The 26,194-nt window shown below is 67.4% G+C and carries 26 protein-coding genes; 14 read left to right on the top strand and 12 right to left on the bottom strand.

Going from position 1 to position 26,194, the window contains the following annotated elements:
• Nucleotides 1-163: 163 nt before the first annotated feature.
• Nucleotides 164-1,111, bottom strand: a complete 948-nt coding sequence (locus LTH93_RS07380; protein ID WP_241470569.1) for a M15 family metallopeptidase — start codon at nucleotides 1,109-1,111, stop codon at nucleotides 164-166.
• Nucleotides 1,112-1,165: 54 nt separating this feature from the next.
• Nucleotides 1,166-2,158: a type I pantothenate kinase gene (coaA, locus tag LTH93_RS07375; RefSeq protein ID WP_255727424.1), complete on the bottom strand. Its 993-nt coding sequence runs from the start codon at nucleotides 2,156-2,158 to the stop codon at nucleotides 1,166-1,168.
• A gap of 83 nt (nucleotides 2,159-2,241) precedes the next feature.
• Between coaA and glmS the strand changes: the two genes are divergently transcribed.
• From glmS to tsaD, 8 genes are all read left to right on the top strand, one after another.
• Complete coding sequence (gene glmS / locus LTH93_RS07370) at nucleotides 2,242-4,113, top strand: glutamine--fructose-6-phosphate transaminase (isomerizing) (protein ID WP_241465367.1); 1,872 nt, start codon at nucleotides 2,242-2,244, stop codon at nucleotides 4,111-4,113.
• A 74-nt stretch (nucleotides 4,114-4,187) separates the two neighbouring features.
• Nucleotides 4,188-4,538, top strand: a complete 351-nt coding sequence (locus tag LTH93_RS07365) for a holo-ACP synthase (RefSeq protein WP_241465366.1) — start codon at nucleotides 4,188-4,190, stop codon at nucleotides 4,536-4,538.
• Nucleotides 4,539-4,540: 2 nt separating this feature from the next.
• A complete protein-coding gene (locus LTH93_RS07360; protein WP_241470568.1) occupies nucleotides 4,541-6,025 on the top strand; it encodes an NAD(P)H-hydrate dehydratase in 1,485 nt (494 codons plus the stop codon).
• 43 nt (nucleotides 6,026-6,068) lie between these two features.
• Nucleotides 6,069-7,316 (top strand): alanine racemase, encoded by a 1,248-nt coding sequence (alr, locus tag LTH93_RS07355; RefSeq protein WP_241470567.1) that lies wholly within the window; start codon nucleotides 6,069-6,071, stop codon nucleotides 7,314-7,316.
• Nucleotides 7,313-7,924 (top strand): tRNA (adenosine(37)-N6)-threonylcarbamoyltransferase complex ATPase subunit type 1 TsaE, encoded by a 612-nt coding sequence (gene tsaE / locus LTH93_RS07350; protein WP_241470566.1) that lies wholly within the window; start codon nucleotides 7,313-7,315, stop codon nucleotides 7,922-7,924. Before alr ends, tsaE begins: the two co-directional genes overlap by 4 nt.
• Nucleotides 7,921-8,661 carry a tRNA (adenosine(37)-N6)-threonylcarbamoyltransferase complex dimerization subunit type 1 TsaB gene (tsaB, locus tag LTH93_RS07345; protein WP_241465362.1) on the top strand — a complete coding sequence of 247 codons (741 nt, stop codon included), beginning with the start codon at nucleotides 7,921-7,923 and terminating at the stop codon, nucleotides 8,659-8,661. Before tsaE ends, tsaB begins: the two co-directional genes overlap by 4 nt.
• On the top strand, nucleotides 8,658-9,245 hold the full coding sequence (gene rimI / locus LTH93_RS07340) for a ribosomal protein S18-alanine N-acetyltransferase (protein ID WP_370642715.1): 588 nt from the start codon (nucleotides 8,658-8,660) through the stop codon (nucleotides 9,243-9,245). Before tsaB ends, rimI begins: the two co-directional genes overlap by 4 nt.
• Nucleotides 9,242-10,381 carry a tRNA (adenosine(37)-N6)-threonylcarbamoyltransferase complex transferase subunit TsaD gene (gene tsaD, locus LTH93_RS07335; RefSeq protein ID WP_241465361.1) on the top strand — a complete coding sequence of 380 codons (1,140 nt, stop codon included), beginning with the start codon at nucleotides 9,242-9,244 and terminating at the stop codon, nucleotides 10,379-10,381. Before rimI ends, tsaD begins: the two co-directional genes overlap by 4 nt.
• Before the next feature lie 32 nt (nucleotides 10,382-10,413).
• Here tsaD and LTH93_RS07330 read toward each other — a convergent pair whose 3' ends face one another.
• Nucleotides 10,414-11,577: a glutamate--cysteine ligase gene (locus tag LTH93_RS07330; RefSeq protein ID WP_241465360.1), complete on the bottom strand. Its 1,164-nt coding sequence runs from the start codon at nucleotides 11,575-11,577 to the stop codon at nucleotides 10,414-10,416.
• A 171-nt stretch (nucleotides 11,578-11,748) separates the two neighbouring features.
• Here LTH93_RS07330 and LTH93_RS07325 point away from each other — a divergent pair, with 171 nt between their 5' ends.
• Complete coding sequence (locus LTH93_RS07325) at nucleotides 11,749-13,617, top strand: glycoside hydrolase family 3 N-terminal domain-containing protein (protein ID WP_241470565.1); 1,869 nt, start codon at nucleotides 11,749-11,751, stop codon at nucleotides 13,615-13,617.
• Nucleotides 13,618-13,621: 4 nt separating this feature from the next.
• Here LTH93_RS07325 and LTH93_RS07320 read toward each other — a convergent pair whose 3' ends face one another.
• Entirely contained in the window at nucleotides 13,622-14,911 is a 1,290-nt protein-coding gene (locus LTH93_RS07320; RefSeq protein ID WP_241470564.1) for a THUMP-like domain-containing protein, read from the bottom strand.
• Between the two features lie 233 nt (nucleotides 14,912-15,144).
• Between LTH93_RS07320 and LTH93_RS07315 the strand changes: the two genes are divergently transcribed.
• From LTH93_RS07315 to LTH93_RS07300, 4 genes are all read left to right on the top strand, one after another.
• Nucleotides 15,145-16,314, top strand: coding sequence for a siderophore ABC transporter substrate-binding protein (locus LTH93_RS07315; protein WP_241470563.1), 1,170 nt, complete (start codon nucleotides 15,145-15,147; stop codon nucleotides 16,312-16,314).
• 180 nt (nucleotides 16,315-16,494) lie between these two features.
• Nucleotides 16,495-17,544: an ABC transporter permease gene (locus LTH93_RS07310; protein WP_241470562.1), complete on the top strand. Its 1,050-nt coding sequence runs from the start codon at nucleotides 16,495-16,497 to the stop codon at nucleotides 17,542-17,544.
• Nucleotides 17,541-18,653, top strand: a complete 1,113-nt coding sequence (locus LTH93_RS07305) for an iron chelate uptake ABC transporter family permease subunit (RefSeq protein ID WP_370642713.1) — start codon at nucleotides 17,541-17,543, stop codon at nucleotides 18,651-18,653. Before LTH93_RS07310 ends, LTH93_RS07305 begins: the two co-directional genes overlap by 4 nt.
• Nucleotides 18,650-19,420 (top strand): iron ABC transporter ATP-binding protein, encoded by a 771-nt coding sequence (locus LTH93_RS07300; RefSeq protein ID WP_342357726.1) that lies wholly within the window; start codon nucleotides 18,650-18,652, stop codon nucleotides 19,418-19,420. Before LTH93_RS07305 ends, LTH93_RS07300 begins: the two co-directional genes overlap by 4 nt.
• Here the strand turns inward: LTH93_RS07300 and LTH93_RS07295 are convergent.
• From LTH93_RS07295 to LTH93_RS07260, 8 genes are all read right to left on the bottom strand, one after another.
• Nucleotides 19,414-19,701: a hypothetical protein gene (locus tag LTH93_RS07295; RefSeq protein WP_241470561.1), complete on the bottom strand. Its 288-nt coding sequence runs from the start codon at nucleotides 19,699-19,701 to the stop codon at nucleotides 19,414-19,416. The two genes, LTH93_RS07300 and LTH93_RS07295, sit on opposite strands and share 7 nt — an antisense overlap.
• Before the next feature lie 166 nt (nucleotides 19,702-19,867).
• Nucleotides 19,868-20,446, bottom strand: a complete 579-nt coding sequence (locus LTH93_RS07290; protein ID WP_241470560.1) for a DUF3618 domain-containing protein — start codon at nucleotides 20,444-20,446, stop codon at nucleotides 19,868-19,870.
• A complete protein-coding gene (locus tag LTH93_RS07285; RefSeq protein ID WP_241465352.1) occupies nucleotides 20,443-20,802 on the bottom strand; it encodes a phage holin family protein in 360 nt (119 codons plus the stop codon). Before LTH93_RS07285 ends, LTH93_RS07290 begins: the two co-directional genes overlap by 4 nt.
• Before the next feature lie 101 nt (nucleotides 20,803-20,903).
• The gene (locus tag LTH93_RS07280) at nucleotides 20,904-21,719 is read right to left on the bottom strand and encodes a hypothetical protein (RefSeq protein WP_241470559.1); all 816 of its coding nucleotides are present in this window, start codon (nucleotides 21,717-21,719) and stop codon (nucleotides 20,904-20,906) included.
• A gap of 227 nt (nucleotides 21,720-21,946) precedes the next feature.
• The gene (locus tag LTH93_RS07275) at nucleotides 21,947-23,050 is read right to left on the bottom strand and encodes a YihY/virulence factor BrkB family protein (RefSeq protein ID WP_241470558.1); all 1,104 of its coding nucleotides are present in this window, start codon (nucleotides 23,048-23,050) and stop codon (nucleotides 21,947-21,949) included.
• A gap of 63 nt (nucleotides 23,051-23,113) precedes the next feature.
• A complete protein-coding gene (locus tag LTH93_RS07270; protein ID WP_370642712.1) occupies nucleotides 23,114-23,293 on the bottom strand; it encodes a DUF4235 domain-containing protein in 180 nt (59 codons plus the stop codon).
• A 74-nt stretch (nucleotides 23,294-23,367) separates the two neighbouring features.
• A complete protein-coding gene (locus tag LTH93_RS07265) occupies nucleotides 23,368-23,661 on the bottom strand; it encodes a phage holin family protein (RefSeq protein WP_241470557.1) in 294 nt (97 codons plus the stop codon).
• A 284-nt stretch (nucleotides 23,662-23,945) separates the two neighbouring features.
• Nucleotides 23,946-24,713, bottom strand: a complete 768-nt coding sequence (locus LTH93_RS07260) for a DUF2382 domain-containing protein (protein ID WP_241470556.1) — start codon at nucleotides 24,711-24,713, stop codon at nucleotides 23,946-23,948.
• A 542-nt stretch (nucleotides 24,714-25,255) separates the two neighbouring features.
• Between LTH93_RS07260 and LTH93_RS07255 the strand changes: the two genes are divergently transcribed.
• Complete coding sequence (locus LTH93_RS07255) at nucleotides 25,256-25,972, top strand: TetR/AcrR family transcriptional regulator (protein WP_241465346.1); 717 nt, start codon at nucleotides 25,256-25,258, stop codon at nucleotides 25,970-25,972.
• The last annotated feature ends 222 nt before the right edge of the window (nucleotides 25,973-26,194 follow it).

Below are 26,194 nucleotides of genomic sequence, written 5' to 3'. Positions count from 1 at the left end.
GCTCGCTGAACCGGCCGCACCCCACCCAGCGCGTCGAGCGGCGGATTCTCGGAACATCTCAGGCCTGGACGGCCCTCGGATGAGCCGAGAATCCGCCCCTCAACACTGGGGGTCCTCGCCTGTGCCCAGCGCCGGGTGTCGATCAGGAGATTCACCGCGGGCCTCAGGGTGCAGACAGGTCTGGCTCCGCGACGTCGTACTCCGCCGCTGCCGGCTGGTCCCAGTACTCCTCCAGGGTGAGGCCCTGCGCGGCGACCTCACCTGCCGTGTCCTGCCCGACGTAGCGCAGATGCCAGGGTTCGAACTCGTAACCGGTGATCTCCTCGGCGCCTTCCGGATACCGGATCACGAAGCCATGGTCCGCGGCGTGCTCCGCCACCCATTGCCCCTCAGGCGTATCGGCGAAGCAGTGCCCCTGGATGCAGTCGGGATTGTCGATGCTGATCACATCTGCCGCGAGACCGGTCTGATGCTCCGAATAGCCCGGGCGGGCCACCAGCTCATCGGTCTCCTCGGTGCCGACCGCCGAATGTCGGTTCGCATACAGCTCAAGCTGTGCCGCGTAGGAGCGGTACCCGCTGGTCATCGCCAGGACCTGACCGTCCTGGGCTGCGGCGTCGATCAGCTGGGCGAGCGCCTCAGCGGCGGGTCGGCGCAGCAGCAGCTGATTCTCGGTGGTCATCCGCACGTCCGGAGCCTCCAGGTCTGAAGGGGCGTGGTCCTCGGGGTCCAAGGAGTTCTGCGGGTTCACCAGCACGTGGATGGAGTCCGGGTCCCAAGAGGGATCGCTGGCGCGCACAGGGGTGGGTTCAGGACTGGGCTCGGCGTCAGCCTCGGCGCCGGAGTCCGGCTCAGCGCTGGACTCCGCCCCCGGTGCCGGGTCCTCCGCCTCGGGGAGCTGATCACCGCGCACCTCGGAGAGCGTCTGGTCCCCGGTGAGGCCCGCGCGGACCGCATCCCATGCGCGGGGCAGGAAGTACCCCGCCAGCAGCAGCGCACCGATGGTCAGGGCAGCCACGAGCACCCGACGTCGGCGGTAGACCTGGGCGCGCCGGGCCTGCTGCTCCGGCCACTGGCGACGACCGTCCGGGGTCAGCTGTGCCTCAGACATAGAGCACCCCCGGGACGCGGAGGGGCGCAGCGGGGCAGAACCAGCTTCACGGACTCAGACCTTGCGCAGCAGGACGCGGGAGACGGAATGGTCCTCGCCCTTGGCCATCACGAGCCGCGCCCGGGAGCGGGTCGGGGCGATGTTCGCGCGCAGGTTCGGGCCGTTGATCCGGTTCCAGATCTCGGAGGCGCGAGCCTGCGCCTGCTCGTCGTCGAGGAAGGAGTACTGGTGGAAGTAGCTCTGCGGGTCCGCGAAGGCTCCGTCGCGCCAGCGCATGAACCGGTCCACGTACCACTGCTCGATGTGCTTGGGCTTGGCATCGACATAGATGGAGAAGTCGAAGAAGTCGCTGAGCGCCAGGCCGGTGGTGCCGTCCTCGCGCACCCGCGCCGGCTGCAGCACATTGAGCCCCTCCACGATGAGCACATCGGGCTGACGGATCACCACTTCACGGTCCGGGACGATGTCATAGACCAGGTGGGAGTACCAGGGGGCGCGCACCTCGGGCTTGCCCGACTTCACCTCGGAGACCATCCGCAGCAGCGCCCGGCGGTCATAGGCCTCCGGGAAGCCCTTGCGGTCCATCAGGCCGCGGCGCTGCAGCTCGGCGTTGGGGTAGAGGAAGCCATCGGTGGTGACCAGCTCCACCCGCGGGGTCGACGGCCAGCGGCGAAGCATCTCCTGGAGCACCCGGGCGGTCGTGGACTTGCCCACCGCCACGGATCCGGCCACACCGATGACGAACGGGGTGCGCAGGGTCTGCTCGCCGAGGAACTCATTGGCCGCGGAGCGCAGCTGCGCGGCGGACTCCACATAGATCGAGAGCAGCCGGCTCAGCGGCAGGTAGATCTGCTCGACCTCATTGAGCGAGAGATGTTCGCCGATGCCGCGCAGCCGGTCGACGTCGTCCTGGTTCAGCGGCTGTTCGATGGTGTCGGCCAACCGGGCCCAGGCCTGGCGGTCCAGCTCCGCGAAGGGGGAGTGGGAGGTGTTCGGCTGATCGGGCTTGAACGGGGACCCCGCCCAGGGCGCGGTGCCCGCCACCAGGGCGGGAAGCGGACCCGCAGAGGTGCGCGGATGAGGATCTTCGGATGGGCGCTCAGACACGTTGACACGATACGCTATCCCTCATGTGTGGAATCGTCGGCTATATAGGCCTGCCCGAGAAGACCAGTCAGCACTCAGCCCTCGACGTGCTCCTAGAAGGACTCCGTCGCCTGGAGTACCGCGGATATGATTCCGCGGGCGTGGCGACCGTGACCGGCGGAAGCGTCTCGACGAGGAAGAAGTCCGGCAAGCTCGCCAACCTCCTCGCCGAGATCGAGGCGGACCCGATGGCTGAGGCCTCGGTGGGCATCGGTCACACCCGCTGGGCCACCCACGGGGCGCCCACGGACCAGAACGCGCACCCGCACCTGGCCGACGAGGGCAAGCTCGCCGTCATCCACAACGGCATCATCGAGAACTTCGCGCAGCTCAAGGCCAAGCTCGTCGCAACCGGCGAGGAGTTCAGCTCGCAGACCGACACCGAGGTGGCCGCGAAGCTGATCGGCCAGTACTTCGCCGGCTCCGCCGCGGGTGACCTGACCGAGGCGATGCGTCTCGCGGCCAGCGAGCTGGAAGGCGCGTTCACGCTGCTCGCCGTCCACGCCGACCAGCCCGACCGTGTGGTCGCCTCACGCCGCAACTCACCACTGGTGGTGGGCCTGGGCGAGGGGGAGAACTTCCTCGGCTCCGACGTCTCCGGATTCATCGACTTCACCCGTGAGGCCGTGGAGCTGGAGCAGGACCAGGTCGTGACCATCACCACCGACGACGTGGCCATCATCAACTTCGACGGCACCCCCGCCGAGGGCAAGCGCTTCTCGGTGAACTGGGACGCCGCCGCCGCCGAGAAGGGCGGCTACGGCACCTTCATGGAGAAGGAGATCCACGATCAGCCCAAGGCCGTGGAGGACACCCTGCTGGGGCGCACCGACGCCTCGGGCCGCCTGGTGCTCGACGAGCTGCGCATCGACCCCGAAGAGCTCAAGGGCATAGGCAAGATCATCGTGCTGGCCTGCGGCACCTCCGCCTACGCCGGCATGGTCGCCAAGTACGCCATCGAACACTGGGTGCGCGTGCCCGTGGAGGTGGAGCTCAGCCACGAGTTCCGCTACCGCGATCCGATCATCGATGACTCGACGCTGATCGTCTCGCTCTCCCAGTCCGGGGAGACCATGGACACCCTGATGGCGGTCCGCTACGCCAAGGAGCAGGGCGCCCGCACCCTGGCGATCTGCAACACCAACGGATCCACCATTCCGCGCGAGTCGGACGCGGTGCTCTACACCCACGCCGGACCCGAGATCGCGGTGGCCTCCACCAAGGCCTTCCTGGCCCAGATCACCGCCTCCTACCTGCTGGGCCTCTACATGGCACAGCTGCGCGGGAAGCTCTTCCAGGGGCAGATCGAGGACATCCTCGCGGACCTGCACAAGATCCCCGCCAAGATCCAGGAGATCCTCGACGGGGCCGATGACATCCGCAAGCTCGCCCGCGAGATGGCCCAGGCCCCTTCGGTGCTCTTCCTCGGGCGCCACGTCGGCTACCCGGTGGCGATGGAGGGCGCGCTCAAGCTCAAGGAGATCGCCTACATCCACGCCGAGGGCTTCGCCGCCGGCGAGCTCAAGCACGGCCCGATCGCGCTGATCGATGAGGGTCAGCCGGTCTTCGTCGTCGTCCCTTCCCCGCATGGCCGGGATTCGCTGCACGCCAAGGTGGTCTCCAACATCCAGGAGGTCCGCGCCCGCGGCGCCAAGACGATCACCGTGGCCGAGGTCGGCGACGCCGACGTCGTGGACTACTCCGAGACGGTCTTCTACGTCCCGGAGACCCAGCCGCTGCTGATGCCGCTGCTGACCACCGTCCCGCTGCAGATCTTCGCCTGCGCACTGGCCGCCGAGAAGGGCTACGACGTCGACCAGCCGCGCAACCTGGCCAAGTCGGTCACCGTGGAGTGACCATCTAAGTGGAGTGACCATCTAGGTGGTGTGTCCCTTTGAAAGAGAGTGATCCCGCGCAGAAGGAGCAGCACATGATCGTCGGTATCGGCGTCGACGTCGTCCTGGTGACCAGGTTCGAACACCAGCTGCGCCGGACTCCGGCGCTGCGGCAGCGGCTCTTCGTCCCGGCCGAGCGTGAGCTGAACACGCGCTCCCTCGCCGCGCGCTTCGCGGCGAAGGAGGCGGTGGCCAAGGCGCTGGGCGCCCCGGCGGGGATGAACTGGCAGGACTGCCAGGTGGTCATGGACTCCGCGGGTGCGCCTCATGTCGAGGTGTCCGGGACCGTGGCGCAGGTGGCCGAGTCCAAGGGCGTCAAGCGCTGGCACCTCTCGCTCTCCCACGACGGTGACGTGGCCACCGCCATGGTGGTCGCAGAGGGCTGACCATGACTGCATCCTCGCTTCCGCTCTATTCCGGCACCCAGATCCGCGCCGCTGAAAGGCCCCTGGTCGAGGCCGGCGAAGGTCCGGCCCTGATGCGCCGCGCCGCCTATGGCCTCGCCAGCCAGGTGCTGGAGCTGCTCCGCAGCGCCGGTGGAATCTATGGGGCGCGGGTCGTGGGTCTCATCGGCGCCGGCAACAACGGCGGCGATGGACTCTACGCCTTGGCCGAGCTGCGCTCCCGAGGCGTCGATGCGCACGCAGTGCTCCTCGCTGACCGCGCCCACCCGCAGGCGTTGGAGGGCTTTCTCCGCGCCGGCGGTCGGCTGCGTGAGGACGTCCCTGCAGACACGACGGTGCTGATCGACGCGATCCTGGGCACCGGAGCCCGCGGCGCCTTCGTCCTCCCCGAGGTGTCCGGGCTGACCGACGCGGCGCGCACCAGCACCGTCGTCGCCTGTGACATCCCCTCAGGAGTCGACGCCGACACGGGCCGCTGCCCCGGTGACGCCCTGGCGGCCCAGCACACCGTCACCTTCGGAGCGGCCAAAGTGGGGCTGCTGCTGGGTCAGGGTGGTCTGCTCAGCGGGGAGATCCACACCGTGGACATCGGAATGGATGACCGGCTGCCCACTCCTGCGGCCTGGGAGCTGACCGGACCTGAGCGCAACGCCCCGCGACCACGACCGGGGGACCATAAGTACAGCCGCGGGATCCTGCAGGTGGTGGCCGGCTCCGCGCAGTTCCCCGGGGCGGCCGAGCTGACCGTGGGCGCCGCCATCACTTCAGGCGTCGGGATGGTGCGGCTGCAGGCCGAAGCCAGCGTCTCATCCTCGGTGCTGCAGTCCTGGCCCGAAGCCGTGATGAGTCACGGGCGCGCAGAGAAGGCCATCGAGGGTGCCACCGCCGCCGCCATCGGACCTGGTCTCGGACGTGATCGGTCCCGCCAGGTGGAGGCCGAGACCATGCTGCGCGCCACCGTGGAATCGCGGATGCCCTGCGTGCTCGACGCCACCGGCCTGGAGCTGCTCCGCGGTGATCTGCTCAGCGCCGGAGAACTCGGTGCCCAGCTGATCCTGACCCCGCACCTCGGCGAGGCGCGACGAATGGCCGAGGTGCTGGAGGACGAGTCCCTGCAGAGCCTGCTCGCCGAGGACCCGGACACCCTCGAGGCGACCCGCGCGCTGGCCCGGGCGCTGGGCGCAACAGTCCTGCTCAAAGGGCCCAGCACGGTGGTGGCGGGCCCCGACGGCGTCGCGCCGCTGATCGTGCGCTCCGCGACTCCCGGGCTGGCCACCGCAGGCACCGGTGACGTGCTGACCGGGATCATCGGGGCGCTGCTGGCCACCGCGTCGAGCGCGCAGAACCTGGACTTCGCCCGCATCGCAGCCGAGGGCGCCCGGCTGCACGCCGCCGCCGCGCAGCGCCTGGATCCCCACGGTCGGGGACACTTCGGAGCCAGCGCGCTCATCGGCGCGCTGCGCGAGTAGCGCCGCCGCCCGAAGTGTCCGTGGCTCTCGATAGGGTGGTCACATGAGCATCATCGGCGACCCCCGCGCCACCCCCCATCCCGAGGCCGCTGAGCGCGCGGCGGTGATCGACCCCGCCGCGATCAGGCACAATGTGCGCACCATCGCCTCCTACGTGCATCCGGCCAAGGTGCTCGTGGCGGTGAAGGCCGAGGGCTACGGGCACGGGGCGGTCACCGCCGCCCGGGCGGCCCTCGACGGCGGAGCGGACTGGCTGGGCACCGCTCATGTCAGCGAGGCGCTGGTGCTGCGCGCCGCCGGAATCCAGGCGCCGATCCTTGCCTGGCTGCACACCCGCGGGACGGACTTCGCGGCGGCCATCACCGAACACATCGACCTGGGCATCTCGGGCTGGGAGATCCACCACGTGGCCCGCGCCGCGGAATCCCTGCAGAAGCCGGCCCGCGTGCATCTGAAGATCGACACCGGGCTGGGCCGCAACGGCTGCACCATCGAGGATTGGCCCGACCTGCTGCGCCTCGCGGCGCAGTTCCAGGAGCGTGGCCTGCTCAGCGTGGAGGGCATCTTCACCCACCTCGCCGTGGCCGACGAGCCTGACCGCCGTGAGACCGACGAGCAGCTTCAGGTGTATCGGGAGGCGCTGACCCTGGCCGAGGAGCACCGGATCGTGCCAGACCTCCGCCATGTGGCGAACACCCCCGGCGCGTTCTCCCGGCCGGACGCCCATTTCGACATGGTGCGGGTCGGGGTCGGCGTCTACGGGCACAGCCCCTTCGCCGACCGGACCGCCGAGGACCTGGGACTGCGCCCGGCCATGGAGCTGCGCACCTCCGTCGCCAATGTGAAGCGCGTGCGTGCGGGCCAGGGCATCAGCTACGGACTCACCCACCGGGTGGACCGCCCCACCAGCCTGGCCCTGATCCCGCTGGGCTACGCCGACGGCATCCCGCGCGTGGCCGTCCACGCCCCGGTATGGATCAGCGGCAGGCGCTACCGGTCGGTGGGCCGGGTCGCGATGGACCAGTTCGTGGTCGACCTCGGAGAACTGGACACCGACGTCCAGGTCGGCGACGAGGTGGTGATCTTCGGAGGAGACTCCGGGATCGAGGCGGCCGACTGGGGCAGCGCCGCCGGAACCATCAACTACGAGATCATCACCCGGATCGGGGAGCGCGTCCCGCGCATCGTGGTGGACTCTGAGCTGACCCCGGCCGCAGGCGGCGCCACGAGTTCGGTCCACGCCGCCGCGTCACCCGCCTCACCGGCCACGCCCCCGCGGGGTCCGGCATGAGCCACGGCCAGGACCCCGCCGCACCGCTGGAGGGGGAGCGGTGGAGCGTCGAGGTCATCCTGGATGACCTGCAAGCCACCGCCGGGTTCGCCGAGGATCTCGCCAGCCTGTTGAACCCGGGCGTGCTGCTGGTGCTCACCGGAGGTCTGGGGGCGGGCAAGACCACCTTCACCCAGGCCCTGGGCGGCGCGCTGGGGGTCAGCGGGATGGTCAGCTCGCCGACCTTCATCCTCAGCCGAATCCACCGAGCGCAGGGCGACGGGCCGGACCTGGTCCACGTGGACGCCTATCGCACCGACCCCGACGGCCTGGAATCCCTGGACCTGAGCTCCACGCTGGCCGATTCCGTGACCGTGGTGGAGTGGGGCCGCGGGATGGTCGAAGCGGCACTGGTCGGGGTGGAAGGCTCCTGGCTGGACCTTGAGCTGATCCGGGGTGAGGGCACCGAGTCCTCGCCGCGAGCGGGTGGGCAGCAGACCGAGATCGTCACCGACTTCTCCGAGACCGAGGCCGATGTCTTGGGATCCCGACGGCGCGCCGTGCTGCGCGGCTACGGGCCTGACTGGGCGCGGCCCCCGCAGCTGGGACGAACTACGATGGAGGGGTGATTCTCGCGATCGACTCCTCCGCCGGCGCCTCCGTGGCCGTGCTCGACCACGGCCACGTGCGCGCCCAGTGGCGCACCTCCGAGACGACGACCCATGCTGAGGTCCTCGCCGAGGCGGTGGCGCACACGATGCGCGAGGCCGAGGTGAGCGGAGCCGGTCTGTGCGGCGTCGTCGTCGGAGTGGGTCCCGGGCCCTTCACCGGGCTGCGGGTCGGACTCGCGCTGGCGCATTCGCTCGCCGAGGTATGGGGTGTCCCGCTTCATGGGGTGTGCAGCCTGGACTCGATGGCGCAGCGCGCCGTGAACTCCCCGGCCGAGCCTTCAGCCGTGCCCGGGGAGTTCCTCGTCGCCAGTGACGCCCGCCGCCGCGAGGTGTACTGGGCCCGCTACCGCGCCGACGCCCACGGATTCGCCGAGCTGCTCGACGGGCCCCAGGTCAGCGCGGCCACCGAGCTGCCAGATCTGCCCGTTGTCGGCGTGGGCGCGAGCCTGTATCCGGAGGCCCTGACCCCGCGCGCGGCGCCGGAGTCGCACTGGCTGCCCGATGCGGTGGAGCTGGGCCAGCTCGCCCAGCGCGAGCTTGGGCGTGACCGGCGAGTCCCGGGCCAAGCTGGGGCGCACCCGGCGGCCCAGCCCGACAGCGTCGCCAGCGCGGTGCTGCGCGAACCCCTTCCGCTGTACCTGCGTGAGTCTGACGCCAAGGTGCCCGCCCAGATGCGCGCGAAGCAGGCGTCATGACCGGCACGAACCCGCCCATCCCCACGGACCCTGCCGATTCACCGAACCAGGCTGACCCTGCGCCCGAGCCATTCGGCGTCATCCCGATGACCGCTCTGGACGTGCCGGAGGTGCTCGCCCTGGAGAACCGGCTCTTCCCGCATGATGCCTGGCCGGAGAGCTTCTTCTACGACGAGCTGGGGCACACCTCCGCCACCGGAGGCGCCGAGCCCACCCGGCGCTATTGGGCGGCCCGGGATGCCGCAGGTCGGCTCGCCGGCTATGCCGGCATGATGTGCGTGCTGCCGCTGGCCGATGTTCAGACCCTGGCGGTGGCCCCCGAGGCACAGGGCCACGGACTCGGCACCCGGTTGCTGCGCCTGCTGATCCTTGCCGCTCGGGAGCAGTCCGCCGAGCAGATCCTGCTCGAGGTCCGCGCCGACAACCCCGGGGCGCAGGCGCTCTACCGGCGTGAAGGCTTCACCCACATCCACACCCGGGCGCAGTACTACCCCGACGGCGAAGATGCGCTGATCATGCAGAAGCCGTTGACCGACCTCACCGCGCCCAGCTCAGCGGCAGACCTCAGGAGTTCGACCCCATGACCAACACCTCCTCGGCCCGCGGCGCCCCGCTGGTGCTCGGCATCGAGACCTCCTGCGACGAGACCGGCATCGGGATCGTTCGCGGGACCCAGCTGCTGGCGAACACCGTCTCGTCCTCCATGGAGGAACACGTCCGCTTCGGCGGCGTGATCCCGGAGATCGCCGCACGCGCCCACCTCGAAGCCTTCATCCCGACGCTGCGCCAGGCGCTGGACACCGCCGGGATCGAGCTGCGTGAGGTCGACGCCATCGCGGTCACCGCCGGTCCCGGGCTCGCCGGAGCGCTGATGGTCGGCCTCTCCGCCGCCAAGGGACTCGCCCTTGCCGCGGACAAGCCGCTCTATGGGGTCAACCACCTCGTCGCCCACGTCGGCGTCGGCCTGCTCGACCCCGCCGACGAGCCTGGTGAGCAGCAGGGCCATGCCGCGACCGCGGCCGGAAGGGGCATGCGAGCGCTGCCGGAGAACACCGGAGCGCTGCTGGTATCCGGCGGCCACACCGAGATCCTGCGGGTCGGCTCGCTGACCAGTGACGTCGAGCTGCTGGGATCCACGATCGACGACGCCGCCGGTGAGGCCTTCGACAAGACCGCACGGCTGCTGGGGTTGGGATACCCCGGAGGCCCCGCCATCGACGCCGCCGCAGCCTCCGGTGATCCGCGCGCCTTCCGGTTCCCGCGCGGTCTGACCATGCCGAAGTTCGAAGGCTCCGCCGAGGCGCCGGGGAAGCATCGGCACAACTGGTCCTTCTCTGGGCTGAAGACCGCGGTGGCCCGCGCGGTGGAGCAGTTCGAGGCCGCCGGCCGACCGGTCCCGGTCGCGGACATCGCCGCCAGCTTCCAGGAAGCGGTGGTGGACGTCATCACGGCCAAGGCCGTGCGCGCCGCGGCTGAGCACGGCATCACCACGCTGATGCTGGGTGGGGGAGTCGCGGCGAACAAGCGGCTGCGCGAGCTGCTGGCGCAGCGCTGCGCCGAGGCAGGGATCGAGCTGCGGATTCCACCGGTGAGCCTGTGCACGGACAACGGCGCCATGGTCGCGGCCCTGGGCGCGCAGCTCGTCGCCGCCGGTGTCGCCCCTTCCTCGCTGCAGATCCCGGCAGACTCCTCCCAGCCGGTGCAGCTGATCAGCGTCTGATTCAGCCGGTCTGAACGCTCAGGCCCGCGCGGTCAGACCCGCCGCGGCCCATTGATGGACATCCGGGTCCGCGCGGCCGCATCGAGCACCACCTGCCGCAGATCCCCCTGGTGGGTCTCGGCCACCTGGCGCTGACGGATGTAGCCCGCGCCGTCGCGCATCATCTGCTCCACCAGGGCGAGCTCATCGGCACAGCCGAGCTCCTTGGCCACCGGTTCGAGCCGGTTCAGCTCCTGCTGAAGGTGATCGGTGACCAGCATCTCGTCGCCGTCGGCGTTGAGGATGATCTCGGCGTCCAGGCCGTAGCGCGCGGCGCGCCACTTGTTCTCCTGCACGAACCACGGCGGCATCGAGACCACCTTGCCGCCGTTCTCCAGGTCCTTGACCGTGGAATGCACGATGCACTGGGTCAGCGCCGCGACTCCAGCGATCTCCTCCAGCGTGGCCAGTCCGTCGCAGACCCGCAGCTCCACGGTGCCCAGCCGTGGCACGGCGCGGACGTCCCAGCGCACCTCGGTGACATCGTTGATCACCCCGGTGTGCTCCAGGTCGCTGACGGCCTTCTCATAGCCGGACCATTCCTCGAACTGGAAGGACGCGCCCGCGGTGGGCAGCTGCTGGAAGACCAGCGCCCGCTGCGAGGCGTAGCCGGTGTCCTCCCCGGACCAGTAGGGAGAGGAGGCGGTCAGGGCCTGGAAGTGGGCGTTGTAGTTGCACAGCGCGTTCACCGCCGGCATCGCCTGGGCCACGTCGTCGAGCCCCACGTGCACATGCACCCCGTAGATCACCATCTGTCGGCCCCACCACTGGGTGCGCCGGATCAGCTCCGCGTAGCGCTCCTTGTCCGTCACCTCCTGCTCGGTGGGGGCGGCGAAGGGATGGGAGCCCTGGCAGTACAGCTCGACGTCGAGCGGCTCACAGTGGCGCATCACATTGCGAGCGGTCTCGCGCAGCTGGTCCACACCGGTGTTCACATCCGGGCAGACATCGGTGATCAGCTCCACCGTGTTGGTCAGCAGCTCCTGCTTCACGTAGGGGTGCTCGTCCTCCGGACGAAGATCCGGCATGTCCTCATGACAGGCGCTGAGAATCTTGTCCGCCACCGACCGGAGGTCTCCGGACTGTCGATCCACCAGCGCCAGCTCCCATTCAAGGCCAAGGGTGGAACGTCGTGATTCAGCGAAGGGTAGTTCCAACTTGGCTCCTCAGGGTGTCAGGGCCGGCGGCCGCATCACCACACAGAATACTGCCCCGACCGGCCGATCCCGGATGCCCGGCCCGACGTTCGCTCAGGCGTCGGACCCACCTGGGTGGTGACCCGCGGGGTCGGACGCGGCTGTCCAGGCTGCGCGGATATCCTGACTGACATGTCTTCTGCCGGTTCCTCGCGTCGTCGCCCGCTTCTGGCTGTGGCGCTGCTGTCTTGTCTGCTCCTCAGCTCCTGCGCCGGGGCGGGCGATCCCGATGCCCCCGAGGGTGAGTCGACGGATGGGGCCTCGCCGAGCGAGCAGAGCGCCGAGGAGGCCGCCGCAGCCGCGGAGGAACAGCGCCGCGCCGACGCCGAGCAGGCCCAGGAGGCCGCGCTCGCAGGACCCGGGCAGCCGCACCAGGAGCGCGCCGCCGAGATCGTGACCGAATATTCGCTCGCCGAGCTGGCCGGGTCCGTGCTGGTCGGGGAATACGCGACCACCGATGCCTCCGCGATGGCGGACCTGATCGAAGAGCTGCACCTGGGTGGCGCCATCATCATGGGCGCCAACGTTCCCGCCTCGGACGGGGGTGTCGACACCGAGGAGCTGGCCGAGGAGCTGAGCACCCTGCGTGACGTCGGCGGCGAGCGTGAGGTGCCCCCGATGATCAGCGTGGACCAGGAGGGTGGTCTCGTCACCCGGGTCGGCGCACCGCTGACCGAATGGCCCACGCCGATGGCCTACGGCGCGGCCGCGTCAGAGCTGGGCGCGTCTGAGCAGGACGACCCGGAGGCACGCGGGCAGCACGACGAGCAGGACGACGACCCGCTCGCCCGCTCCGGTCACCGCCTGCTCGCCACGGAGCTGGCCGAGCTGGGGTTCACCACCAGCTTCGCCCCCAACGGAGACGTCACCGTGGGGGCCTCGGATCCGACCATCGGCTCACGGTCCTTCGGCTCTGACGCCGCGTCGGTCGCCGCACTGACCATGGAGAGCATCCGCGGCCTCGCCGACGGCGGGCTGGCGGGCTCGGTCAAACACTTCCCCGGACACGGTTCGGTCACCGAAGATTCACACCAGACGCTGCCGGTGCAGAGCGCCAGCCTGGAGGAGCTGCGCACCCGCGACTGGGCACCCTTCGCTGAGGCCGCCGAAGCTGGTGTCCCGATGATCATGATGGGCCACATCGAGGTGCCTGCCCTGGAAGCAGGCGTTCCCTCCTCACTCTCGGCCGCCGCCTACGCAGAGCTGCGCGAACTCGGCCACGACGGCGTGGTGGTCACCGATGCGCTGAACATGGGCGCCATCGTCCAGGGCTACGGCGGCGATCAGGCCGCGGTGACCGCCCTGGAGGCGGGCGCGGACCTGCTGCTGATGCCAGCCGATGTCCGCGGCGCCCACATCGGCCTCGTCGCGGCCGTGGAGTCAGGTGAGCTTGACCGCTCCCGCCTCGAGGAGGCGTCCGAACGCGTCGCCGCGCTGCAGCTCTGGCAGGCCGAGCTGGCCGCCGGAGACCTTGCCGCCGGGCCCGGGGCGCAGCTGCCCGAGGAGCTGCGCAGCGAAGAGGCAGCAGGCGATGAGACGGATCCGGACCAGGCCGAAGCGGACGGGACAGCAGGCAGTCCTGCCGAGGAAGCGGAGTCCGGCAGCGCCGCAGAGACCGCGGTGCAGCTGAGCGAATCCGCGGTGACCCTGGTGGCCGGAGAGTGCGAGGCCGATCTGGGCTCGTCCGGCATCACCATCGTCGGCGGCAGCGACCAGGACCGCTCCCGGCTGACGCAGGCCGCCGAGGCTGCCGGCCTCAGCGTGGGCACCGGAACCGTGGTGAACCTGGTGGGCGAGTCCAGTGCCGCTGGCGGAGACGTCGCGGTGGCCCTGGATCGCCCCGAGGTGCTGGCCGGAGCCGATGCCGCGACCCAGATCGCGCTCTACGGCCGCACCCAGGAATCCTTCCTGGCGCTCGCCGCGGTGCTCGCCGGAGCACAGGCGCCTGGAACGCTGCCGGTGGAGGTCGGGGAGCTGCCGCGCGGGCACTCCGCCTGCTGAGTGCTCACAGCGGTTCCACCACCGCAAAGACCCGGTCCTCGCCCAGCCGGGTGACCACCACCGTGGCGTGATGCTTGTGCCCCTTGGGCCGCTTCTTCGGCAGGACCTGCTGGCGCAGCTGTTCCGGGACGATGTCGACCCCACGCTTCTTGATCTCCAGGCTGGTCACCCCGGCGCCAGCCGCCCAGGACTTGAGCGCCTTGACGTTGAAGGCCTCGACCTCGAGCACCCGGAACTGCCGGGAGAGCCGGTGGGACGGGTCCGTCACGGGTGCATCCGTGCAGAAATAGGCGATGTGCTCGTCGAGCATGTGACCGTCCAGGGAGTCGGCAAGCTCGGCGACCAGGCCGGACCGGATCACCGCAGGGTCCGGTTCATGCAGCACCCCGGCGAGCCCGGTCCGCCCGGCTGGTCCGAGCTCGACGCCGACGCCGAAGTCAGCCGGACTGTTCAGCTCCACGGGTGCGGCGGTCCCGCTGTGCAGCAGCGTCGCGGTCCGGCGCACTCCGGGTCGGGCCAGTGCGTTGAACCAGAGCACCACCTCCACGAGGTCCCCGTCCACGGAGACCCATTCGGCCTCGCAGTCGGACGGGATCAGCTCATGCGGCAGTCCCGGGCCGAGCTTGACCCCCATCGGGGTGCCGGTGCGCGCCAGAGCGGTCACGAAGCTCAGCGGCGGGGAGAAGGACTCAGGATCCCAGAGCCGGGCGGGCCCGGTCGATGCGGCGTCCTGGGCTGCATGCGGGTCTCGGCGGGCGGGATCCAGCCACAGACCCCAGCCGGGGGGAGCACCGGCGTGAAGCAGGCCGAAGGTCTCGGCGAAAGCCTCCGCGGTGCCATGCTGGACCGCTGCCTCCGGAAAGGGATGCAGGTTCATGGTCGCCGCTGCCGCGATGCTCTCATCGGCCTCCACGGCCGTCACCGCCAATCCCAGCGACGCCGCAGCCAGCGCATCACCGCCCAGGCCGCAGCCGAGATCGATCACCCGGTCAAGGTTAGCGGTGCGGAAGCGCTGGGCATGGCGCGCCGCCACCGGCAGCCGCGTGGACTGCTGCAGTCCCTCGTGGGTGAAGAGCATCCGCTCGGCGAAGTCTCCGAACTTCTTCCGCGCAGCCGCGCGCAGACGTGACTGTGTCAGGGCCGCCGCGACCAGGTCCGGCGGGTGGCCGGCTTCGCGCAGCCGCATGTTCAGTCCGAACGCCGCGTCCTCGTCATAGGGCGGCAAGGAGTTCAGCAGCTCCCACCCCTGGGGAGTGAGAACTGGGGCGAGCGGATCAGCAGCGTGGGAGGACATCGCTCCTACGGTACCGGTCGCCAGGAACAGTCCCGGGCTTGAGAGATGCACTCCAGCCCGTCTGACGGCAATACGTCACGACATGCTGCGCGAATCGCTTCTGCTGTCATATTAGAGGCGCCGTTTGCGCTTAATTAGTTAAGTCTGTAGCTTCTATTTAGCTTAGGCGACACTAAGTCTCCACGTCACTCCGCTGGTTCACTCCGGCACTCTGCATCGTGAAAGGTAGGGCCATGCCCATTGAAGAATTCACATCCGAGGACATCGCGTCTCAGTGCCCTGGGTGCGAGAATGTCTCCCACGAGGGGCCTGTGCGCAGCGCCTCTCGGGCGCATCGATCCAGGATCCTGGGCACGCTCTCCATCGGCGTCATCGCGCTGCTCGCCCTGAGTGCCTGCGGGTCGCAGGCCGAGGCCGAGGAGCCGGAAGCCGCCCAGGCGGAAGCAGGCGGGCCGGAAGCCGCCGAAGCGGAGGAGGGTGAGACCGAGGCCGCCGAGGCTGAAGCTGAAGGCGCAGGCGCGGCGACGATCACCATCGAAGATGACCACGGCACGCACGAGGTCTCCACCGATCCGCAGAGCGTCGTCGTCACCGACAACAGGTCCTATCGGACCTTGGAAGCTTTCGGGGTCGAGCCCACCGCCGCTGCGCGCAGCCTGATGGATGCCCAGACCCACGCCTACGCCGAGGATGAGTCCATCCTGGACCTGGGCAATCACCGCGAGCCCGATCTGGAGAACGTGGTCGCGGCAGAGCCCGATCTGATCATCAACGGGCAGCGCTTCCAGGACTACTACGACGACCTCCGTGGACTGGCGCCGGAGGCCGCCGTCCTGGAGTTCGAGCCCCAGCCAGACGCTGACCTGGTCGAAGAGCTCATCCGCAAGACCGAATCACTCGGCGAGGTCTTCGGAAAAAGGGATGTCGCCGCGGAGCTCGTCGAGGAGCTTCAGGCCGAGATGGCCCGGGTCCAGGACGCCTACGACGGCGAGTCCACCGTGATGGGGCTGCTCACCTCCGGCGGTGACATGAGCTATGTCGCCCCAGGTCCTGATGGCCGCGCCATCGGGCCGGTCTTCGAGACGTTCGACCTCACTCCCGCACTGGAGCAGGAGGGTGAGAACGAGTCCCACGGCGATGACATCTCGGTGGAGGCGATCGCCACCGCGAATCCAGACTGGCTGCTCGTGCTGGACCGCGATGCCCGGATCACCCAGGAGGAGGGCGAGGAGTACAGCCCCGCTGCAGAGATCGTCGAGGAGTCGGCCGCGCTGGCCGACGTCTCCGCGGTGGAGCACGGTCAGATCGTGTACCTGCCGGAGAACTTCTACCTCACCGAAGACATCCAGGCCTACACCGAATTCTTCCGCGACTTCGCAGACACACTCGAGGCCGCGGAATGACCGCAGTTCACTTTCTTGCCAGTCGGTGAATGATGGTCGCCCGACGGTCCCACGCAGGCCTGGACAACCTGTGTGGGACCGTCCTTAATAGCGCCATGCCAGTATTCGCTATTCCGAATCAAACGTGACAGAAAATGCAAGGACTTGCATAGTTATGCTTCTGCTCCTGGAAAGCCTCCCATGCCTGAAACCCCTCCCGCGGCGCTGAGCCGCGACGGACACGCGCCTCCGGAGACCCCGCCGGAGTCTCCGGAGGCCCGCTGGACCCGCAGGCATCGGCTCTTCACCCCGGCGCTGGTGATCGGGATCCTGATCACCCTGGGGCTGCTGCTGCTCTCGCTGACCACCGGGCAGTACGACGTCTTCTCGGAGGACGGGTTCTGGATGTTCGGCATCACCCGCGTCCCGCGCACCATAGCGCTGGTCCTGGCGGGCGCCTCGATGGCCATGTGTGGACTGATCATGCAGCTGCTCACCCAGAACCGCTTCGTGGAGCCCACCACCACCGGCACCACCGAGTGGGCGGGGCTTGGACTGATCCTGGTGCTCTGGCTCTTCCCCGGCGCCTCGATGCTGGCCCGGATGGGCGGCGCCGTGACGATGGCCTTCATCGGCACCGTCATCTTCTTCCTGTTCCTGCAGCGGGTGACCCTGAAGTCCTCGCTGATCGTGCCGATCATCGGCATCATGCTGGGCGCCGTGGTCAGCTCCTTCACCACCTACATCGCGCTGATGACCGACCATCTGCAGACCCTAGGCATCTGGTTCGCCGGATCCTTCACCCGCGTGGTCGAAGGGCGCTATGAGCTGATGTTCCTGGTGCTGGTGGTGACCATCCTGGTCTTCATCACCGCCGACCAGTTCACCGTGGCCGGACTCGGCAAGGACATGGCCACCAACGTGGGCCTGAACTACACCGCCGTGCTGTTCATGGGCACCGCCATGGTCGCGGTGGCCACCGGGGTCACCGCCACCGTGGTGGGCACGCTGCCTTTCCTGGGGCTCGTGGTGCCCAACATCGTCTCGCTCTTCCGCGGCGATGACCTGCGCAGCAACCTGCCATGGGTCGCGCTGCTCGGGATCGCGACCGTGACCGTCTGCGACCTGATCGGCCGCACCATCCGAGCGCCCTTCGAGATCCCGGTGGGTCTGGTGCTGGGGCTGGTCGGGGCCGTGGTGTTCGTCGGCCTGCTCCTGCGGCAGCGAAGGAAAGGTGGGCTCCTCACATGACCGCGCAGCTTGATCGCGAGCGGCGCACCCCACAGGTCTCCGCCGGAACCGCCACGACCTCCGCCGGAACCGCCATGACCTCCGCCGGCACCACCCCCGCACCGCGACGCCGACGCTCCGGGGCGATCACCACCCGACGCCACGGCCTGCGCTGCTGGGGCGTCATGGCGCTGCTTGGCGGGCTCTCGGTGTTCTTCACCGCCGGGATCCTCAGCTACGACAACCCGATGCCCTTCGGCTCTGACGGATACTGGCTGATCGCGGGAATGCGCGTGGAGACCGTGCTGGTCATCGGCGTCGTCGTCTTCTGCCAGGCGATGGCCACGGTGGCGTTCCAGACGGCGACCAACAACCGGATCATCACCCCCTCGATCATGGGATTCGAATCGCTGTATGTGGCGATCCAGACCGGCGCGGTGTTCTTCTTCGGCATCGCCGGGATCACCCTGGTCACCGGACTGCCGCAGTTCCTGATGCAGGCCGCTGCGATGGTGCTCTTCGCCACGATCCTCTACTCCTGGCTGCTGAGCGGGAGGTTCTCCAACATCCACATCATGCTGCTGGTGGGCGTGGTGATCGGCGGCGGACTCGGCTCGCTGTCGACCTTCATGCAGCGAGTGCTCACCCCGAGCGAGTTCGATGTGCTCACCGCCCGACTCTTCGGCAACATCGGCAACGCTCGCGCCGAATACCTGCCCTATGCGATCCCGATCGCGCTGGCAGCCGCGGGCGCGCTGTGGTGGCGGGCGCGACGGCTCGATGTGGTCGCCCTGGGACGCAGCACCGCAGACAACCTCGGGGTCAACCACAGGCGGGAGGTGATGATCATCCTGACACTGGTCTCGGTGCTGATGGCCATGAGCACCTCGCTGGTCGGCCCGATGACCTTCCTGGGCTTCCTGGTCGCCACCCTTGCGTATCAGTTCGCCGACACCTACTCCCACCGGATGCTGTTCCCGATGGCCATGCTGATCGGCTACACCGTCCTGGCCGGGGCGTACTTCATCATGCGCAACATCTTCTACGCCCAGGGCGCGGTGACCCTGATCATCGAGCTCATCGGCGGAGTCGTCTTCCTGATAGTCCTGATGCGAAAGGGTCGCCTGTGATCAGCCTGACCGAGGTCACCAAGAACTACGGCGCAGCAGGGGCCGGCGACACCGTCGCCATCGGCCCGGTCAGCGTGGACATCCCCGCCGGCGGGATCACCGCGCTGGTGGGCCCCAACGGCGCCGGAAAATCCACGATCCTGACCATGATCGGGCGGCTGCTCGATGTGGATTCCGGACGGATCGAGGTGGCTGGGCACGACGTCGTGAACTCGCCGTCGAGGACCATCGCCAAGATCCTCTCCATCCTGCGCCAGGAGAACCACTTCGTCACCCGGCTCACGGTGCGCCAACTGGTGGGCTTCGGCCGGTACCCGCACTCGCAGGGCCGGCTCACCCAGGACGACGAGCGGCACATCTCTGAGGCCATCGACTTCCTGGACCTGACCGCACTGGAGGGGCGGTACCTCGACCAGCTCTCCGGTGGTCAGCGCCAGCGCGCCTATGTGGCGATGGTGCTGGCGCAGGATACAGACTACGTGCTGCTCGATGAGCCGCTGAACAACCTCGACATGCAGCATGCGGTGCAGATGATGCAGCAGCTGCGCCGCGCCGCCGACGAGCTGGGCCGCACCATCGTCATCGTGCTGCACGACATCAACTTCGCCGCCCGCTACTCGGACAAGATCCTGGCCATGAAGAACGGCGTGGTGGTCGAGCACGGAACCCCGGAGCAGATCATGCAGGATGCGGTGCTGAGCAGGGTCTTCGACACCGAGGTCACCGTGATCGAGGGTCCGCGCGGGCCGCTGGCGGTGTACTACTGAGAGCTCGTGGTGATCGAGTTCACTCCTGGGCGGTCGCGGATCAACCCTATGGAGGCCTCGTTCTTCGCGCTCGCGGACGTGAAGAACGAGAACGCTCGGGGAGGAGAGGCATCAATGACTTGCAGACCGAGCAGCTCTAGTTGATGAGTGGTCTCGAGGCGATGGTCGCGGATGGGCTCTATGGCGATCTGTCCTTCACCGCCGACCTCGGCCCCCATCATCCCCGGTAAGTCGGTGGTGTTCGACGCGTCGAGGGTCACTGCGAACGACACCGTGCTCATGGCTGCGGTGCAGTCGGTGTGGAACGCCCCCGGAAGTAGGTCAACGCGCGCCCGAAGAACAACGCCAGGGGTGTAGAGGGCGATGACTGGAACCACCTTCGCGAGCCATCGATGCCCAGGGCGGGTCCAACGTCGATACCGCAGGCCCGCCCTGGCGCACCAAGTGTCAGCTGCCCCGGACTTCCTCAGCCGAGGACTTCGCGGAGTCAGCGACCGTGTCCTTCTGGTCCTGAACTTCAGACTTCACGTTCTGAGCGCTGTGCGTGGCGGAGTCCTGAACCCGCTGCGCCGATTCCAGGGCGGGCTCCTTGAGCTCCTCGGCCATCGACTGCGCCTGGCGCTTCGCGTCATCCACCAGCGGCTGAGCCTGATCCTCAAGCTTCGCCGCTGCCTTCTTCTCCGGCTCAGAGGCCGGAAGGATGGACGCCGCCAACCAGCCCGCCCCCAGAGCGATCAGACCCGCCGCGAGCGGGTTGCCCCGGGTCTTGCGCTTGAGCTCCTGGGGTGCCCGCTGAGCGCTCGCGGCGGCACTATGGGCATTCTCAGAGACCTCCGAAGAGGCATCATCGGCTGACCCCATCACACTGTCCTTCCAACCTCCAACGGTGCTGCGAATCTTCTCGGTCTGGCGCTGGGCCACCTTCGACGGGGAAACCTTGTCGGCGACGGCGTCAACGTCTAGGGAGAGGCTGTTGCGGGTCCGCTCGATATCGGCGCGGATCTCATCGGGGCTCTGTTGTGTCATCGTGTCTCCTTGGAAGGGGTGAGAGCATCAGGGATTTCCTTCAGGGTCTCCGCGGTCTGCGGCGCTCCTTCGGCCTGATCGAAGTTCTTCTTGCCGAGCACCGCCAGCACGGCGGCGATGATCGCCCAGATCGCAGCGACGATGACCGCGGACCAGGCGCTGCCGATCGCGGTGGCACCCAGGGCGGCCCAGAGGGCGACGGAGAGGAAGAGCAGCACAAAGTGGCCGGCGACTCCGGCGCCGCCGAGCATGCCGGCACCCTTTCCTGCGTTCTTCGCGGTCTCGCTCAGTTCGGCCTTGGCGAGGGCGATCTCCTGCCGGATCAGGGTAGAGAGGTCACTGCTGACGTTGGACATGAGCGAACCCAGGGATTCCTCTTCCGCTCTGCGCTCCAACCCAGGCGTGGATCCTGTCCCAGATGTGGGTTCTGGGTCCATGGGGCGACGGGCATGGCTGCTCATCGGCCAGCACCGCCGGCGTAGGGATCGGTGCCGCCGGTGTAACCCGGGGTGGGACTGGCGGGACCGGTCTCATAGGCCGGGGCACCAGCGCTCTGGTGTCCGGACACCGGAGCTGCCGGTGAGCCGGATCCTGACCGGGCCGTCCCTGGTCCGGCCGGGGCAGTGCCGGAGTCGGCACCACCGGCAGCAGGCCCGGTTGCGACGGCGCCTGCGTCATCGGCGTGGTGCTGCTTGAGTCCTCGGGTCAGCCGGCCGGCGGCGAAGCCGACACCGGCTGCGATGGCAAGGAAGGCAACCGGACGACGCCGCGCGAAGCTCTGGACCTCGTGGAGGACCTCCCTGGGGTCATGGTCCTCAAGCCAGGTCGCCGTGGCCTCGGCCCGGGAGCTCAGCTGGTCCAGGAGGTCGTTCGCGACACCTGGTTCGGGCTTCTCACCGCGAGCGATGCGCGCGACGTCGTCGCTGAAGGTGCGCACCGTGCCCGCTGCGCGGTCCAGCTGCTCAGACGCCTGGGACTCCAGCATCGTGCCCGCCTCGCCGCCGAGGCGCTTGGCCTCGCGGACGGCGTCGTCCTTGACTCCGGAGGCTTCCTGGGCCGCGGTGTCCTTGACTGCTCGTCCGGCGTCCTTGGCGTCGCCGGCGACATCTTGGGCTGCGCCCTTGGCCTGATCCGACTTCTTCTGGGTCTGAGACGCAGAATCGGACGCAGAATCGGACGTGGAACCAGACGTGGAATCGGACGTGGAATCGGACGTGGAACCAGACCCGGAGCCGGGACGCCCCGAGTGCTGTGGCTGCCCGGAGATCGGCATGGTCCCAAGTGGGAGATCGTTCGTTGCAGAACCCGTTTCCCTGCCGGGTGAGGTCGACGGAGGCGTCGGGAGCGTATGGGCTCGTGACGCGTCCTCTCCGCCGAGATTGCTATGAGGGGTGCTGTGTGGGTTTGACATGATTACCTTTCGTCGTGTCCTCGAATTCGCGGCGAACCGAGGTTGAAAAGAGAGTCTGGAGATCAACTGGACGGGCGACGCCCGACATCTCAGCGCCGGACAGCTTCATCCGGTCCGACTGCTGGTTCGTCTTGGCTGCGGCCTGCAGACCTGCGCAGATTACGTGCGCGCTGGACATCCTCCTGATGCTTCTTTGCCTTCTTATCGCTGGCCTTGGTGTCTCGGGCTGGCAGCTGGAGGTTCTCCTCTGCAGGCATTCCAGCCTGCAGCTCACGGCCGCGCTCGACTTCGCTATCAACCTCCGCACCGAAGAGCAGGATCGCGTTGACGATGAATATCCACAGCAACAAGATGATGACCCCGGCCAGCGCCCCATAGGTGGCGTTGTAGTTGCCGAAGTTGGACACATAGAAGAAGAAGCCCACAGAGGCCAGTACTGCGACCACGATGGCGATGACGGCACCGACGCTGACCCAGCGGAACTTCGGTTGATGCACGTTGGGAGTCGCATAGTAGAGCAGAGCAACGACGAACACGACGACGAACGCCAGGACGAACCATTGGGCGATGCTCCACACCGTGATCGCGGTTGAGCCAAGCCCGATCGCGCTTCCCACGGCTTCTGCGACCGGTCCCGACAAGATGAGGATCATCAGGGCAACCGCTCCCAGGACCAGGATCAGCGCTGTCAGGAGGTACATCTGCACATTGAGCTTGATCCCACCACGACCTTCAGGAACCTCGTGGATGATGTTCATCGCCCGGCCGAAGGCCTTCACGTAGCTGGAGGCCGACCACAGCGCGGCCAGCAATCCGAGGATGAGCCCCAGCCCCGGAGCAGGGGCTGTCAGGACAGACTCCAAGGCAGGTCGGACGGTGCCCCACGTGTCGGAGGGAACAATGCCCTCCGCCTGATCGAGGACCGCGGTGACGGTTCCTCCGCCCTGCCCGAAGAGACTCAGCACCGAGACCACGGCGATCAGTGCCGGGAAGATGGAAAGGACAGTGCGGTAGGTGAGGCCGGCGGCCAGATCGGTGCAACCGTCCGCGGAGAATTCGCGGATCGTGGTCCTGAGGATGTACTTCCACGTGGGTTTGGTGATCTCAGCAGGAGAGTCAGGCTTGCGATCGTCTTCCGGGTGAGGAGCGTCCGCCGGATCACTCTGGGTATTGTCGCGGGAGCTGTGAGACATGAAACGTGCCTTTCTCCGGGTGTGTAGGGAGCACGAGCTCCTGGAAACGGTGACGGTCTGGGTCTAGTCGCCTGGCCACTCTCCGGTGAGCCGCTGAAACGCCCGAGGTCCACCGCGATCTACGAGGGCATCGACAAAGGCGAAGAACGCTCCGTGTACAGCACCCGCGAGAAGCACCTCACCGACGAGCCCGGATGGCTGGGAGGAGGGCTGCGGTCGCGGCGAGAGCCCCGACAGTCTCACCGAGCTCGCGCCGACTGAGCAGCGGAAGGGTTCTTCGTGCCTGTAGTCGGCGGGGCCCCTGAGAATTCTCGTGTTCAGCGGGTGTCATGGCGGGTGTGTTCCTTGACCTCGGCAACGTCTTGCTTGACGTTGGTGATCGTCCGTTCCAACCCCAGGGCGGGTGTGGTGATCAGAACACCGACGCCAAACCACGCCAGGATGCCTCCGACGCTGAGGAACCCAGCACCGATACCGCCCTGTTTGGCCTTCGCGGTCAGCTCCGCCTGGGCGAGTCGCACCTCGTCGCGGACCAATCGTGAGGTCTGTTCTGAGAGGCGGGTCAGCAACTCTGGAACTGCAGGTTCGGGCGGCTTAGCGGGGTGACTCATGATGTGTGCCCTCTACATGTGAAACGACGTGCAACCAGTAGTTGCTACTGGCATTCGAAGGTCAAGCTGCCCCGTGCCGCAGGACCGGTAGATGGATCGGGCCCAAGAACCGGCCATCACGGATTTCCCGATCAGCAGGAGATCCTGCATCTTGCGAGAGTGCCCTCCGGGCACCCGGGGCCTGTTCTTGATGGCACCTACCAGGGGTCGGATCCCACTCTCAGACCCGCCCCCGGTAGGTGCTCGACGTCAGACCCTGAATGCGCAGGCTGCAGGAATGTCACTCACCGCTTCGCACCGGGCTCAGCGTCGCCTTCAACGTCGATCTCTTCCTTGCGGACCTCGCCGGAGACGGTTTCGGTGTCCTGGACGGTGCGTTTGCCGACATTGACCTTCTCCGTGGCCACGGTCTCCTTGTCGACCACGGGGCGCTCCTCGCGCAGCGTCACCACCTCATCCTGGCGACCCGCATCATCGATCGTGCCTGCAGAGCGCGCCTCGGCAGAGTTCGGGTCGACCGTCTCCCGCTCGACGACGAGCTCTTCGCGCTGGACGGGCACTTCAATGCTCTGGTTCTCGGTGCGAATCCGCTTGCGCAGGCGCACCTGGCCGGCCTCGCGCTGCTCGGTGCCGACCTTCAGCCGCTCCTCATGAGCGACCATCTTGTCGGCATCTGCGGCAGTGGTGTCAAGACCGGGACCGCCAGCGTCTGTTCCCTGGCGTCCGGTGCCGCGATCAGGGCTGTAGTAGTCCCAGAGGCGCTGCTCCTCTTCAACACTGAGGTGTCCGTCGACGTCGATGTTGGGGGCATCCTTGATGTAGGCCTTGGTGAACGGCACCCTGAGACCTTCGGGGGAGTAGTCGGTCGCGCCGAAGGGAATGAAGGTCTCTTTGGCGCCGAAGAGGCCGATATTCACGGTGACGAACTCGGGTTCTTGAGTCTGACTGTCCACGTAGACCTGACCGACGGAGCCGACCTTGGCTCCCTCACTGTCATATACATCTGCGTTCTCGATCGAGTCGATGTCGAAGTTGCTGTTGACCATGGTCATTCACTCGCCTTCCCATGCCCCCGAGCTTCGGGGGTCAAGATTATTGAAACGAACATTTATATGCCAATTGATTCGAGTTAAATAATTGCTGGAATCAACTGCACCGTCTATGTCATCGCGGCAACCGTGCCTGCAGGTGCTTGAGGGTGCTCCCGGCTCCGACCGAAGCGTTCGTAGCAGGCAAGCACCCGTCGTCGCGTCATCGCTGCGGCTTCGGGGTTTCAGCCTGCTCTGGAGATTACACTGTAAACACAGCCCTGAGCAATAGTCATCCAGTCGGAATCTGAGGATCACGTGGCAGCACGCCGCGCTGCGCCGGGCAAGGCGGCCCGACCTGCCAGGGCCCATCGGCGATCGCTTCTGGTCTGGGCATCCGAGTCGATGTCCAAGACCTTCGATCCTGGGCATGCGGTTCCAGCGGTGAACTCGACTGAATCTGCGAAGAAACTCCGCCGGAGTACCATGGATGAGCGCACGCAGAAGCGTTCACCAGCTGGGCGTCTTTTGGGGAAGTCACCTATCAGGTATCGGGGTAAACGCAAATGGATCGGACAACCGACGCTGCAGGTTCAGACAAGGCGCGACCCGGGCTCAGCCGTGAACTGGTTGTGAGGTCGGCCCTGTCGTACATCGACACGCATGGTGCACAGAAGCTGACGATGCGCGCCCTCGGTGCCAGCCTAGATGTGGAGGCGATGGCGCTGTACAGGCACGTCTCAGGGCGCGAAGACCTGCTCGAGAGCGTCGTCGCTGAACTTTTACAAGGGTTGGAAGACGATCTCGACAAGCAGCTCAGTGAGACGTGGCAGGGGTATCTTCAGACATTTGCCCATCAGGTTCGCCAGATCGCGGTCGAGCACCCTCTGGTCTTCCCGCTCGTCGCGACCCGCCACCCTTCGGCACCGTGGCTTCGCCCCCCACTGCGCAGCCTCTCCCTGGTAGAAGGCTTCCTGCGCGCGCTCATCGACCATGGTTTCAGCGACTCTGCCGCAGTTCACACCTATCGAATAATCAGCAGCTTCCTTCTGGGGCACCTGCTGCTGGAATCAGTCGTCCGCGGAGCTGAGGTCTCATCCGTAGAGGTTCCCCTGGACGAGGGAAATGCGATTGTTCCTGAAGGGGATTCCGGACTCGACCTCAGTGCAGTCCCAGTGGTAATGCGTTTGAAAACAGCCCTAAGCGAGGATCACTCAAAAAATGAATTTGAGATCGGCTTGGAAGCATTAATTGATCGCATTGAATTCTATATCAGCCAATAGATTTAAGTTCGTTTTATTAGAAATTCTATTGCTGGTTATTGGATGTATGTTCTCTGGTCGCGAACGCGGTGGGCATGCCTTTTTGGAGCCGATGCTTATATCTCGCGGCGGGTCCGGCGGAAGCTTTGTCGGATTCACGGGGTGCGCTGGGAGACGAGTCTTTCACGACCGTCATCCCAAGCGATTTCATACCACGAAGGGCTCGAAACCAGGGGGGGCGTA

Source organism: Nesterenkonia sp. DZ6, from assembly GCF_022565835.1.
GTDB lineage: Bacteria > Actinomycetota > Actinomycetes > Actinomycetales > Micrococcaceae > Nesterenkonia.
The sequence above is the reverse complement of the archived record's forward strand: the minus strand, read 5'-3'. Positions and strand labels throughout refer to the sequence as shown.

Bases quoted from the DNA above. Each gene is read 5' to 3' on its own strand.
- LTH93_RS07380 (WP_241470569.1), bottom strand. From the start codon at position 1,111: ATGTCTGAGGCACAGCTGACCCCGGACGGTCGTCGCCAGTGGCCGGAG.
- glmS (WP_241465367.1), top strand. From the start codon at position 2,242: ATGTGTGGAATCGTCGGCTATATAGGCCTGCCCGAGAAGACCAGTCAG.
- LTH93_RS07365 (WP_241465366.1), top strand. From the start codon at position 4,188: ATGATCGTCGGTATCGGCGTCGACGTCGTCCTGGTGACCAGGTTCGAA.
- LTH93_RS07360 (WP_241470568.1), top strand. From the start codon at position 4,541: ATGACTGCATCCTCGCTTCCGCTCTATTCCGGCACCCAGATCCGCGCC.
- alr (WP_241470567.1), top strand. From the start codon at position 6,069: ATGAGCATCATCGGCGACCCCCGCGCCACCCCCCATCCCGAGGCCGCT.
- tsaE (WP_241470566.1), top strand. From the start codon at position 7,313: ATGAGCCACGGCCAGGACCCCGCCGCACCGCTGGAGGGGGAGCGGTGG.
- rimI (WP_370642715.1), top strand. From the start codon at position 8,658: ATGACCGGCACGAACCCGCCCATCCCCACGGACCCTGCCGATTCACCG.
- tsaD (WP_241465361.1), top strand. From the start codon at position 9,242: ATGACCAACACCTCCTCGGCCCGCGGCGCCCCGCTGGTGCTCGGCATC.
- LTH93_RS07325 (WP_241470565.1), top strand. From the start codon at position 11,749: ATGTCTTCTGCCGGTTCCTCGCGTCGTCGCCCGCTTCTGGCTGTGGCG.
- LTH93_RS07320 (WP_241470564.1), bottom strand. From the start codon at position 14,911: ATGTCCTCCCACGCTGCTGATCCGCTCGCCCCAGTTCTCACTCCCCAG.
- LTH93_RS07315 (WP_241470563.1), top strand. From the start codon at position 15,145: ATGCCCATTGAAGAATTCACATCCGAGGACATCGCGTCTCAGTGCCCT.
- LTH93_RS07310 (WP_241470562.1), top strand. From the start codon at position 16,495: ATGCCTGAAACCCCTCCCGCGGCGCTGAGCCGCGACGGACACGCGCCT.
- LTH93_RS07305 (WP_370642713.1), top strand. From the start codon at position 17,541: ATGACCGCGCAGCTTGATCGCGAGCGGCGCACCCCACAGGTCTCCGCC.
- LTH93_RS07295 (WP_241470561.1), bottom strand. From the start codon at position 19,701: ATGAGCACGGTGTCGTTCGCAGTGACCCTCGACGCGTCGAACACCACC.
- LTH93_RS07290 (WP_241470560.1), bottom strand. From the start codon at position 20,446: ATGACACAACAGAGCCCCGATGAGATCCGCGCCGATATCGAGCGGACC.
- LTH93_RS07285 (WP_241465352.1), bottom strand. From the start codon at position 20,802: ATGTCCAACGTCAGCAGTGACCTCTCTACCCTGATCCGGCAGGAGATC.
- LTH93_RS07280 (WP_241470559.1), bottom strand. From the start codon at position 21,719: ATGCCGATCTCCGGGCAGCCACAGCACTCGGGGCGTCCCGGCTCCGGG.
- LTH93_RS07275 (WP_241470558.1), bottom strand. From the start codon at position 23,050: ATGTCTCACAGCTCCCGCGACAATACCCAGAGTGATCCGGCGGACGCT.
- LTH93_RS07265 (WP_241470557.1), bottom strand. From the start codon at position 23,661: ATGAGTCACCCCGCTAAGCCGCCCGAACCTGCAGTTCCAGAGTTGCTG.
- LTH93_RS07260 (WP_241470556.1), bottom strand. From the start codon at position 24,713: ATGACCATGGTCAACAGCAACTTCGACATCGACTCGATCGAGAACGCA.
- LTH93_RS07255 (WP_241465346.1), top strand. From the start codon at position 25,256: ATGGATCGGACAACCGACGCTGCAGGTTCAGACAAGGCGCGACCCGGG.